Here is a 10,754-nt window from a genome sequence, read left to right as displayed (position 1 = left end):
TTTAGGYAAGGTTGGGAATCCTGTACGGCGATGCTCTATCCAGCTTTGGAAATCTGTGAAGAACAAGGCATAGTATTTTTGTAGGATGATACGTTCTAGTTTACGATCATCGTTGGTATAGGGATCCCAAGCTGCAGAAGTGGTAACGAAGTAGTTGGCCGGAACAGTTCCTCCCCACAGGGTGACTACCTGCCGACACCCCATCCTTATAGAAGGTCTCCACATCACCGTCGATGTAGCCTTTCAACGCACATTCAGCAAGGATAAGCTTTAGTTCGCCATAGTTCATGATGTTACCCAAGAGCGGCTCTTGTTTTAATGCTTCCAAGTATTGTGAACGTGGAGAAGGTACCTGACCTACAGGATATCCACTAGGGATACCTTCAAAGACACCGTCCTTTTTTGAAGCCCATCTATCCAGACGAGGGTCATTCCAGTTGTTCAGGTTGTCGATGAAGAAGGTAGTATAGCCACTGTTGGTGACGAAGTCTACGTTACGGTATTCATGGAATTCCGAAAGATATGGCGCTGTGGTTTCAAAACGCAAAATCGCACTGTCATTGTTGTTGGCAAAAATAGGATAGTTGGACTTGCGTGTATCCACTATCTCTTTGATTTTCTCTACAGCTCCGAGCTCTCCCGTACCTGAAACACGCAACAGCAGACGTAGATATAGCGAATTGCCAAACTTACGCCATTTGGTAAGGTCTCCCTTATAAAGAGGATCTAACGACTTTTCGTCATCAGTTAATGAAGCGGTCTTAAAAAGCTCGTTAGCCTCTTCCAGCTTGCGGAACAAGTCTTCGTAGATATCTTTCTGTCTGTCAAACTTAGGCTGCAATACCAGCTGACGTCCTTTGTTGGCATCGAAGTAAGGCACATCCCCGTATACATCGGTAATGAGTGAAGATACCCAAGCGTCCAACACCAGTGAAATAGCTTTGTAAGCATCACTGTTGACCGCTTCAGCACCGACATAGATGTCGCGAATGTTTGTCAGCTGCAGATACCAGTTGTTCCACATATAGTCCGACTCCTGAGGACGTATTACATAGCGGTGGATTTCGTCTGCATCCGAGATGGCCACATGTACCTGCATAAGCTCATGTGTCAACCGTAAGCATCTGTTGAGGTTACGTTTTATGACATCGTGTATTGCAGGTCCGAGTAATGTTTCGGGAGTAGTAAATTTAGCTCCATCCTTACTTGTGTTAAGTTCAATAAAGTCTTTAGTACATGAACTAACAAGGCAGCTGGTAGCAAGAAGTATATTAACAAAAATCTTTTTCATGATTGTTCAGATTAAAAACTAACAGTCAGGTTCAAGCCGAAATTTCTTGTTGAAGGGAACTGAGCTACCTCAAATCCACGCTGGATATCGCTGTTGGCCAATGTTCCGAATTCCGGATCATATGCTGGCCAGTCACTCCATGTGAAGAGGTCTCTTCCATATACCCCTATTACGGCACGCTGCAATTTTGATTTCTTTAAGAATTTAGCAGGTAGCGTATAGTCGAATCGCACCTCACGCAGCTTGATGAAGTCCGTATTAAAGGTGTTAGCCTCCACATTGTCGCTCTTGAAATGTTCGTTATAGTACGTACCAATCTGCTCGGCTACGACATCATTCGGTCTATAAGTACCATCAGGATTCACCTGCACACCATCACCAATTATACCATTGTAACGTCCTGGTAATGTGTTTTTCAACTTACCCATTGTAGAGCCTATAACGTGAGTATGGGAGTACGCAACAGCACCATATTGACCATCCACCAGAACTTTCAATCTGAACTGCTTATACTTAAAGGTGTTGGTAAAACCCCACGTAAAATCAGGGGTTGCATTTCCTAAATAAAGGATATCTTCCGTCAAAGTAGGGTAGCCCTGAGCGTTGTAGATGATCTTTCCTTCCGGATTACGCTTGTAGCCTAGGCCGTACAAGTCTCCCATTCTTCCACCCACACGGGCTTCCATGGTACCACGAGGACCACTTTGCATCAGATAGGTAGAAACACTATCCGCCAAAGAAATTACCTTATTGCGATTGGTAGAGAAGTTACCTGCTACCTCCCAAGTTAACCCTTTATTCACCTTGACAGGCGTTCCTGATATCTGCAACTCAAAACCTTTAATTCTGAATCTCTCCAGAGTTCATCATGATATAGCTGTATCCTGTAGCACGATCTACCGGAACACGCAAAATCTGATCATGTACATTACTTACATAATAGGTAGCATCAATTCCTAGACGGCTGTTGAACATGCGGAAGTCTGTTCCTACCTCTATAGTTTTTGAAAGCTCGTTTTTCAGATTAGGGTTTGCAATATAGGTAGGGTTTGCCATCCCCGAAGGATAAGCTTCTTTTGACACGTAGTTGTAACTAGTAAGATATGGTGTCACACCTCCACCTCCTACCTGCGAATAAGAAGCTCTAAGTTTCCAGAATGAAATTTTTCTTGGAAGATTTAAGATTTCATTCATGGCAGCACTTAAGTTCACCGAAGGATAGAAGAAGCTGATATTATTTTTTGAATTTTCCGAGGCTAATACCGAAGCCCAGTCATTACGTCCGGTGATGTCTAGGAAAAGGTAGTCGTTATACGAGAATTGTGCCATACCGTAAAGGCTGCTTGTAGCATATTCTTTAGTCGTTGATGTCGAGGTCACGCGGTCCAGACGGTTGGCAAAAGTATAAATTCCAGGATATCTTAAGCGGTCGGCCGACAGACCAATCATCTTGTAACGATTGATCATGTAAGATCCACCGAACGAAAAGTTGCTTTCAAAAGCCGATGACAGCTTACGCTTATAGTTCAAAAGAAAGTCGGCATTTACCTCCATCATGTCTATATCCTGTGTGCGGTACATACCGTCAGGGAAACGGGCAGTATCCTTAGGTCTCTTTTGAGAGCGGGACTCACTAGCCCAGTCTGTGGAGGTACGCACCATCAGGTTCAAGTTGTTGTTGAACTGATAGGTTGCATTGATAGCTCCGATTAGCTGATTACGGTTAGAGGCGTTAAGCATCTCATTAACGATAAGGAAGATGTTGTCCAAGCCGTTGCTGAAAGGACGGATTTGCTCTAGACCTTCACGTCCTGGCTTCCACCATTTTTTATACCAGTTTAGGTCGGCATTAGGAACTAGCACCAAGATGTTGTACATCACCGTCTGGTTGTTATAACCCGTTGACGGCAGGTTGTCCGAAGATTTGTTGATGTAGCTCATCTTGGTAGAGATTTCGAGCTTATCGTTGACCTTTTGACTTACATTCAATGCCAAAGTGTTACGTGAATACCCCGTATTAGGACAATCCATTTATTCTGAAGATTTGTATAGCTTAAGCGGGATGTAGTTCGTGCATTTCCACCACTGATAGAAATGCTGTTGGTGAAAGTCTGAGCAATATCGAAGAAATCCTTTCTATTGTTTTTGTATGGCACCCAAGGTGTGCGCTCAGCACCTCTTCCCAACACATTAGGGTCGAACTGATAATACTCCTGTCCGGCAAATTTAGGCCCCCATGCCGCGCTGGTATTACGTGTGTTGGATCCATCTTCGGTAGCACCATACGAATAATAGCGGTCGTTGCCTATCGCTCCCTGACCATATTCGTATTGGAAATCCGGCCAGCGGTTGATGAATCCAAAAGTAGAATTGGAGTTAAAGGAAATTCCCAACCCTTTCTGTGCAGGCTTTCCCGCTTTCGTGGTGATGATGATAGCGCCGTTAGAGCCACGTGAACCATAAAGAGCAGCAGCTCCCGGACCTTTCAACACCGACACGGATTCTATATCTTCCGGGTTGAGGTCCGAAAGACCGTTACCGTGATCTATAGGATTTTCAGTACCTAAATAGGCGCCGTTAGGTTCTGTGATGGTCGTGTTAACCACTACACCGTCCACCACGATAAGTGCCGCATTGTTGCCACTTAAGGAGCTCTCACCACGCAATATAATCTTGTTTGTTCCGGCAGGTCCTCCTCCCGATTTGATGAGATTCAAGCCGGCAACCTTTCCCGACAAGGCGTCAGTCCAGTTGTTGGAAACGGCATCCATCAGTTCGTCGCCACTAACCTTGGTTACCGAATAACCAAGAGATTTTTCTTCTCTCTTTATACCCAGCGCCGTAACGACGACCTCCTCCACTTCCATCTTTTGCTGCTGTAAGGACACATTGATAGTGCTTCTGTCACCTATCACCACTTCTGTACTTTTATAGCCAAGTAAAGTGAAGACCAAAGTGTTTTTAGTATCGTTGGCACGGATGGTATATTCACCACTAGCATTCGTTTGCTCTACGATATTCGTTCCCTTCACATTTACCACCACACCAGACAGTGGCTCGTTATTGGCATTGGTAACTTTACCTTTAACGACAGGACGTTGTTGCTGTTGCGTCGCAGGCTTCTCTTTTTTGACAATAACAATAGTATTGCCGTTGATGGTATAGGACAAAGGTTGATTTTCCAACGATTTATCGAGGATTTCGTTGATCGTAGCATTTTTAAGTTCTACAGAAATCAACTTATCCGAAGGCAAAACATTGGAATTATAGATGAAGTTATAGCCCGTCTTGGACTCTAACTCATGCAGAATGTGCTTCAGCGTGACATTCTTCTTCGAAAAATCGAATTTTTGTCCATAAGTACTTGCGCCTGCCAATTGCAAAAAGGCAGTGATGAGTATTACGAAACAGAGTTTCATCTTCAAGAAAAAAATTTATGTATATACAATTAGAATTGTATATGTTGAGACATTTTTTATACATTTGAATGAAGTTGTTTAATCTATTGGTTTATAAATCAATTGGTTATTGTTACACTCAAAAAGTCGGGAGAGCTTCCACCTCTCTCGATTTTTAGTAAACTGCCAGTACATTATCTCTTAACGCATAACAGTCACCCTCCTTTCTTGTCTCTTGAATTTTATAGTTCCGGTGAGTTCCATACTTTTAAGAAGCTCTGACAGTGTGCTGTTTTTGGAAAATTTACCTCCAAAAACTTGCTTTTTCAATGCTTCATCCTCATATTGAACCTCAATATCATACCATCGGCTTATGCGCGTCATGATGCTCTCCAGCTCCTCATCCCGGAAGATGAAAAAACCATTTTTCCAATCAATGTCTCTCTCCACGTCAGCATAAGAAACGTTTGAAATCCCCTGACCTTCGGAAGCTAATGCTGCCTGTCCGGGTTTTAATTTTACAGCCTCACGGTCATATCGGAATTCTACTGCTCCTTCCACCAGCGTAGTCTTCACAAAGCTGTGACTGCTGTAAGCATTTACATTGAATTGCGTCCCCAACACTTTGACTTCTGCGCCTTGAGCCTCCACGATAAAAGGCTTATGAACATCTTTGGCCACCTCAAAGTAAGCTTCTCCCGACAGCTGTACCCTGCGCTCCTTGTGGCTGAACTCCACCGGATATTTTAGACTTGTTCTCTGAGCTGAGCCACACCTTTGTACCATCTGCCAGCACCACCTTATACATTCCCCCTCGAGGATGGAAATACTGTTGTAAGATGTTGCCGCTACGGTATTTTCCTTACGAGCATATACAATATTTCCGTCTTCCGACTTGATGATTTCGCTGCCTCCATCTGCCGTCAATACACCTTGTCCTACACTATCCAACAGTACTTGTCTGCCGTCAGACAAGGTCAGAACAGCTTTGTTGCTTCCCGGCATGATATCGCTGGATACCTCCGCTGGCTTTTGTAAACCGACCGTATACTCATTTTGCGGTTGGGATACATAATAAAATATCCCCCCCATTAGCATTATGGCAGCGACAGCCGCTGCCGCAAAGCGGACATATGTTTTTCGCAAGGGATGTTTCTCTTCCTTGCGCAACACAATGTTGTTCCAGGCTTTCTCTTTGTTCCTTTTCCTCCAAGCGCCTTTGCGATCTTCCTTTTGGGAATCACGCACCAAAGAGTCAAACAATTCTCTATGCTGCGGATCGGCATTAACCCACTGCATCAATTCACGATACTCACTTTCCGATATATTCTTATCGATGTACTTGAGAATTAATTCGCTTCTCCGTAATGCATCATGTATAGCTTTATCCTCTTGCATATATCATAAAGACACGCAAGAATAAAAAGTGGGTAATAAAAAGTTTAATTTATTGCATTAAATAAGAAAAGAAGGAATGAAAACAACGATGTCAGCTTAAGACGAAGTAGATGTAAGACTTTCTGTTTTTGCTTTTTGAGGGTGTTTATCGAAATTCCGAGCTCATCGGCAATTTCATGATTTTTCTTACCTTCTACATAGCTTAAATCCGAAATAAGTCTATAATGTTCAGGCAGCTCGTCAAGTGCCAACTGAACGTGAGAAAGGACTTCAGCGCGGATGATGCTGTCTACCACAGCATTTTCAATGAAGGAGGTTTTGTCTTTGATGGCTTCACTGCGATATTTTTCCACGACCTTGGCATGTCTTACGAAATTTAGACATTGATTTTTTACAGAGCGATAAAGGTATTGCTTACATGCGATGGAATTGCCTTGCACTTCTTCGATGTGCTTCCATAGCTGTACGAAAGATTCTTGCACCATATCTTCTGCAGCATCCTCATCCTCAATCATCTGCACAGCAAAAAATACCAAACGGTCATACAACTGATCGAACAAACTCCGTATCAACTCATGGTGGTGACTGGCCGGTTTTGACAATAGTATGTGTCCGATATTTCCCAATGGTTTGTGGTTTATAATGTTATCGCAGTTTTTTGGCGGGACTAAGCTAAAACTTTTCGACAAACTAAACAAGAGCGATTATTTTTTCTTGTTTTTACAGAACAGAATTAAAGACCAGAAAATACATTTTCTTAAAACTTTTACAGTATGCGCTATTAATAAGACAATGTTAGAATGATGGGAAAATGGTCTGAAGCATAATTTTCCTTATGCAAAACTTCAAAGGTTACATCTTTTACGTTTTTATAAAATTTTTTGTTTCCAATAAGATAGTCTAAGGTTACACGTGGTTTTGATGTCGAAAAGGTCAACGTCTTCAGATTTTCTTTCTGAATGATAAATCCTCTTTGTGAGAATTCATCCAGCAATGCATTATCTGCATGGATGTTCAGGTCTGCGCCAAAGATAATTTTAAAATTTTTATACTTTTCCAAATGGAAAAAAATCTGTTCCAGTTGATTTTTACGCACCTCATGGCTCAGATGATCCAGGTGGAAGGAAGCAAAGATGATGTCCTCTTTTGCTACACGCACCTTGATAACGGCCAGTGCACGTATTTCATGCTTCACTGTATCATGCGGAAAGATACGATAAGCATGTGCTTCTACAATAGGATAGCGTGATAGCACCCCAACGCCATAGTCCCCTCCCTCTCTGTCTATTGCTTTGGCAAAGAAAGAATGCATGTCTGTACGTTTGGCCAACTCAGCAATTTGGTCGGAATCTTTGCCCGAACGACGGGTAAATCTGTCCACCTCCTGCAAAGCTATAAGGTCGCAAGGATGTCTGTTTATGACAGCAGCAATAGAGTCGAGCTCCGTAACACCCCACCCTTTACTCGGAGGACTGGCAATACGTATATTGTAGCTCATCACACGGAGTTTCTTATGCTGAGCAACACTTGCAGCGCCGACATACAATAATAAGAAAAGCAGAAAATAGATTTTCCTCATTCTATAATGTTTAGGTTTATATAAAGATAAGATTAATAGCCTATATAGGAAATTATCACCGAAGCTTTTCATCAAGAAAAAATACAATCTACCTTATCCAAAAAAACGTTCATCTTTCATTCCCGAACGGTTGAAGAAAATGACACTACCACGGTTCAACTCAGGATAAATTCTAATTTCAGAATAATAACCACCTCCACCTCCTGCGTGACAATAGTAAGTATGACCATTTAGCCGGCCCTTAAACCACGATAAGCACATACCTGTCTTCCTGCCTTTAGCAATGAACTGCTCTTCAAAAAGACAATTTTATAATAATCAGAGATCAACAAATCTTTGGTCAATAAAGCTTGTATGTACTTGACAAAGGCCATTGGAGGGCCTATCAGTCCGCCGTAAGCACTGCCATTGACATGAAACAGATTAAAGGCCCTCCACTTTCTTTCTGTGGTAGCCATAAATTTTTTCTTGTCCACAAAGAAGCCCAGCACCATATTTGTTAGTGACCACTTTGGGTGGTATCCTTTTGCGTGATTAGCGGGGTGAGGTATAGTAAACCCAAGTACTTCATTGTCTATCGCAAGCTTTGCTATAATATGGTCTTCCACATAAAGTCTTAAAAGACGTACCAGATACTGTTTCAATCAAATTTCCAAGAATAACATAGTCTAAATTTGAATAATTGAACTTTACACCCGGAAGAGCTTGGGATTTAGCATTTTTCTGAATAATAGATTGAAAAAATTCTTGTTCATCAAAATTATGATGCTCTGCATCCAAATGTATCCATGCAAGAGGAATTGGATTTGGAAGACCTCCGGTGTGGCTAAGCAAGTGTTTTATGGTGATGCTATCGCCGTACGGAAAATCCGCCAAATAATGTACTACGGGCTTATTAATATCCAAAAGTCCCTTTTCTGCCAACTGCATGATGGCCAGTGCGGTAAAAGTTTTGGTGACAGAAAAAGCATTGTATGTGGTGTTGAAATCTACCGCTCTCCGGAGGGAAACATCCGCATAACCATCTTTATAAGAATAAATTATACTATCCTTACTGAAGTAAAAATATCGATGGAAGGTGTATTCCCTTTATGGATTTCTCTTTTAAAAAGATCTTCCGGCTTCTTCATTACACTTTTACTCTGTAAAGTTATAAAGACGAATATAAAAACAGCTACAGTTACTATGCTGACTAACAGCTTCATAGGTTATTTTATTCCTCTAAAAATAAAATTTTTTCATGTATTTGCATTAAAGACCTAAACCGAAGACCGTTTAAAAATAAACTTAATTGATAAATAAATATTCAGTACTCTATATTTGCTAAAGATAAAATTATTTTTATGTATAATTTCAAAAATGACTATTCGGAAGGGGCACATCCGTTAATTCTTCAAAAACTTATAGACACCAATTTTGTGCAGCAGCAAGGCTATGGAGAAGACGAATACTCTATAGAGGCCAAGCATATTCTTAAAAACAAAATAAATAATCCGGAAGCGAAAATATTTTTCCTTTCCGGCGGTACACAAACCAACCTCACCGTTATAGCTTCTTTATTGCGTATTCATGAAGCGGTAATCAGTGCACGTACCGGACATATCTATGCTAACGAAACCGGTGCTATTGAGCTACTGGCCATAGAGTTATCACCGTAGAGACGGCAGACGGAAAACTCCGTCCTACACATCTTGAAAGCGTATTGCTAGAGTATAGCTTACGTCCACACGTTGTAAAGCCTAAGATGGTCTATATTTCCAATTCTACTGAAATCGGCACCATATATAATAAGTCGGAGCTGGAGGCTCTTTCAAGCTACTGTAGGGAAAGAGACTTGTTACTCTTCATGGACGGAGCACGTCTTGGACATGCTCTTACGGCGGACGACAACGATCTTAGCTTGGAAGATATTGCCCAGTATACGGATGTTTTCTATTTGGGAGGCACTAAAAATGGAGCTCTTCTAGGTGAAGCCGTAATTTTCAATGATTCGTCATTGGGGGAAGAGTTTGACTATGTATTAAAGCAGCGTGGAGCACTTCTCGCCAAAGGCCGCATTTTGGGGATTCAGTTCTTGGAATTGCTGCGTGACAATTTATATTTTAACTTGGCACGACATGCCAACGTGCAGGCACAGAAGATTGCCGCAGCTTTTCGTAGTGAAGGTTACTCTTTCCTCACCGAATCATCCACCAACCAAATTTTCCCCATACTAACCAAACAGGAAATCACTAAGTTGCTGAAAAAGTACGATTTCTACATCTGGAAAAATATTGATGAGACCCACGCCGCCATCCGTCTTATCACCTCCTGGGCAACACCCGAAGATATCGTATTGGAGTTTGTTGAAGAAATAAAATTATTATAACAAGTAAAAGAGGTTATCTGAAAATAACCTCTTTTTGTCCTTTATCAGAGACAACCATGGCTTTGTTGGCAAAGTAGAAGCTTACCAATGCCGTCAAAAAAATGGTGATGCTGGTTGTAAGCATGATATCTCCTATTCCTACTAAAGGAGAGATAAGTCCTCCCATGAAAAACTGAAAGAACCCTAAGAGCGCAGAAGCACTTCCACTGTTTTCTCTTTCGAGATTTAGGGCTAAAGATGTTCCTGCAGGTAGTAGTATTCCCACGGCGATAAGTAGGATAAAAAATGCAATCTCTACCACCAGCACATGCCATTGAAAATAAAGCACCACCGCAATAAATATAGTGGTGGCTAAGGCTAACCTGCTAGCAGAGGCAAAAGCCTGCCTTGCCGACACAAAGCGTACTATAAGCTTATTTCCTATGATAAGCCCCACGGCATTGACTGCAAAAAATATTCCGTATTGAGAAGGTGTAACCTTATAAATATTCTGAAAGATGAACGGCGAGGAGGCTAAGTAGGCGAAAAACATCCCCATAGTAAATCCTATGGACAAGGTATAATTGAGATAATTGCGGTTTCTAAGCACCTTACCAAAAGACGAATAAGTTTTGAGCATATTGCCCTGCAGTCGTCTCGATACAGGTAGCGTCTCTTTGAAATAAACTCCTCCCATAAGGATACAAACACCCAAATAAGAAGTACAACAAATATTACCCT

12 protein-coding genes and 1 pseudogene are annotated in these 10,754 nt (G+C 41.7%); 2 read left to right on the top strand and 11 right to left on the bottom strand.

Annotation, left to right across the window (positions count from 1 at the left end; all coding sequences use genetic code 11):
• From SD31_RS21435 to SD31_RS16275, 10 genes are all read right to left on the bottom strand, one after another.
• Nucleotides 1–204 (bottom strand): SusD/RagB family nutrient-binding outer membrane lipoprotein (locus tag SD31_RS21435; protein ID WP_410528271.1); only part of this gene is annotated, 204 nt, incomplete at its 3' end.
• Nucleotides 107–1,291: a SusD/RagB family nutrient-binding outer membrane lipoprotein gene (locus SD31_RS13415; protein WP_082021975.1), complete on the bottom strand. Its 1,185-nt coding sequence runs from the start codon at nt 1,289–1,291 to the stop codon at nt 107–109. The genes SD31_RS13415 and SD31_RS21435, both read right to left, overlap by 98 nt.
• A gap of 11 nt (nt 1,292–1,302) precedes the next feature.
• A complete protein-coding gene (locus SD31_RS19550) occupies nt 1,303–2,121 on the bottom strand; it encodes a hypothetical protein (protein WP_231561660.1) in 819 nt (272 codons plus the stop codon).
• Between the two features lie 10 nt (nt 2,122–2,131).
• A complete protein-coding gene (locus SD31_RS19545; RefSeq protein WP_231561658.1) occupies nt 2,132–3,322 on the bottom strand; it encodes a TonB-dependent receptor domain-containing protein in 1,191 nt (396 codons plus the stop codon).
• The gene (locus SD31_RS19540) at nt 3,277–4,710 is read right to left on the bottom strand and encodes a SusC/RagA family TonB-linked outer membrane protein (RefSeq protein ID WP_231561656.1); all 1,434 of its coding nucleotides are present in this window, start codon (nt 4,708–4,710) and stop codon (nt 3,277–3,279) included. The genes SD31_RS19545 and SD31_RS19540 overlap by 46 nt, the downstream gene beginning before the upstream one ends.
• Nucleotides 4,711–4,890: 180 nt before the next feature.
• Nucleotides 4,891–6,087 carry a FecR family protein gene (locus SD31_RS13405; protein ID WP_052259068.1) on the bottom strand — a complete coding sequence of 399 codons (1,197 nt, stop codon included), beginning with the start codon at nt 6,085–6,087 and terminating at the stop codon, nt 4,891–4,893.
• A 44-nt stretch (nt 6,088–6,131) separates the two neighbouring features.
• A complete protein-coding gene (locus SD31_RS13400) occupies nt 6,132–6,713 on the bottom strand; it encodes an RNA polymerase sigma-70 factor (RefSeq protein ID WP_197053730.1) in 582 nt (193 codons plus the stop codon).
• Between the two features lie 155 nt (nt 6,714–6,868).
• A complete protein-coding gene (locus SD31_RS13395; RefSeq protein ID WP_052259066.1) occupies nt 6,869–7,666 on the bottom strand; it encodes an endonuclease/exonuclease/phosphatase family protein in 798 nt (265 codons plus the stop codon).
• A gap of 230 nt (nt 7,667–7,896) precedes the next feature.
• The gene (locus SD31_RS17670) at nt 7,897–8,310 is read right to left on the bottom strand and encodes a hypothetical protein (RefSeq protein ID WP_039054496.1); all 414 of its coding nucleotides are present in this window, start codon (nt 8,308–8,310) and stop codon (nt 7,897–7,899) included.
• On the bottom strand, nt 8,234–8,707 hold the full coding sequence (locus tag SD31_RS16275; protein WP_231561661.1) for a serine hydrolase domain-containing protein: 474 nt from the start codon (nt 8,705–8,707) through the stop codon (nt 8,234–8,236). The genes SD31_RS17670 and SD31_RS16275 overlap by 77 nt, the downstream gene beginning before the upstream one ends.
• A gap of 302 nt (nt 8,708–9,009) precedes the next feature.
• Here SD31_RS16275 and SD31_RS20405 point away from each other — a divergent pair, with 302 nt between their 5' ends.
• Both SD31_RS20405 and SD31_RS13380 read left to right on the top strand, forming a co-directional pair.
• On the top strand, nt 9,010–9,324 hold the full coding sequence (locus tag SD31_RS20405; RefSeq protein WP_262506647.1) for a beta-eliminating lyase-related protein: 315 nt from the start codon (nt 9,010–9,012) through the stop codon (nt 9,322–9,324).
• Nucleotides 9,315–10,034, top strand: a complete 720-nt coding sequence (locus SD31_RS13380; RefSeq protein ID WP_262506648.1) for a threonine aldolase family protein — start codon at nt 9,315–9,317, stop codon at nt 10,032–10,034. Before SD31_RS20405 ends, SD31_RS13380 begins: the two co-directional genes overlap by 10 nt.
• 13 nt (nt 10,035–10,047) lie before the next feature.
• On the opposite strand, the pseudogene SD31_RS13375 reads toward SD31_RS13380, so the two are convergent.
• A pseudogene (locus tag SD31_RS13375) lies at nt 10,048–10,754 on the bottom strand (hypothetical protein); the annotation flags it as partial.

It is taken from the genome of Sphingobacterium sp. T2 (genome assembly GCF_000814685.1).
GTDB classification, from domain to species: domain Bacteria; phylum Bacteroidota; class Bacteroidia; order Sphingobacteriales; family Sphingobacteriaceae; genus Sphingobacterium; species Sphingobacterium thermophilum.
The sequence above is the reverse complement of the archived record's forward strand: the minus strand, read 5'-3'. Positions and strand labels throughout refer to the sequence as shown.